Raw genomic sequence first — 702 nt, 5'->3', positions numbered from 1 at the left:
CGCCCGCCGTGCCCGCCGCCGCGTCCGCGCCGTCCCGCGGGTCGCCGTCGGGCATGTCCGCGAACGGCCAGTCCAGGCGCAGGGGCGGCTCGGGCACGGTGATCCGGTGCGCCTCCAGCTCGTCGAAGCGCCGGTTGAACATCTGCACGATCCCCGCCGACCGGCTCGAGCGCTGGTGCTTGCCGGTGCCCTTCGGGGGCCGCCACGAGCCCTGCATCTGCTCCCGCGCGTCCTCCACGGCCAGCTCCAGCCGCTCGCGCTCGGCGTTCTGCTCGGCGTACTCCTGCTCCCAGGCGGCCCGGGCGCGGCGGCGCCCCTTCGCCCAGCCGGCGTACCCGCCGGAGTACCGCCGCGGCCGCCCGTCCTGGCTGGGATCCAGGTCCACGATGTCGGTGCACACGGCGCGCAGCAGGGCGCGGTCGTGGCTGACGACGGCGACCCCGCCCGGGTGCTCCACCAGCCGGCGGGTGAGGAAGTCCAGGGCGACGTCGTCCAGGTGGTTGGTCGGCTCGTCCAGCAGCAGCAGGTCCGGCCGGGAGCCGAGGGTGACGGCCAGGCGCACCCGGTGGCGCTGGCCGACCGAGAGCGATGTGAGGGGGTGCTCGCGGTCCGTGCACGCGTGCAGCCCCTCGAGGTCCATGTCCACGCGCCGGCCGGCGTCCCAGGCGTCGTAGAGGTGGGCCCGCTCCAGCGCGGTGGAGT

At 76.2% G+C, this 702-nt stretch carries 1 protein-coding gene; it reads right to left on the bottom strand.

Annotated features, from left to right (window positions below):
* The coding region (locus HMPREF3105_RS01560; RefSeq protein ID WP_141762385.1) for an ATP-binding cassette domain-containing protein at nt 1-702 on the bottom strand (702 nt) is incomplete at both ends.

This window comes from Micrococcus sp. HMSC31B01 (assembly GCF_001816085.1).
GTDB classification, from domain to species: domain Bacteria; phylum Actinomycetota; class Actinomycetes; order Actinomycetales; family Micrococcaceae; genus Micrococcus; species Micrococcus luteus.
The sequence above is the reverse complement of the archived record's forward strand: the minus strand, read 5'-3'. Positions and strand labels throughout refer to the sequence as shown.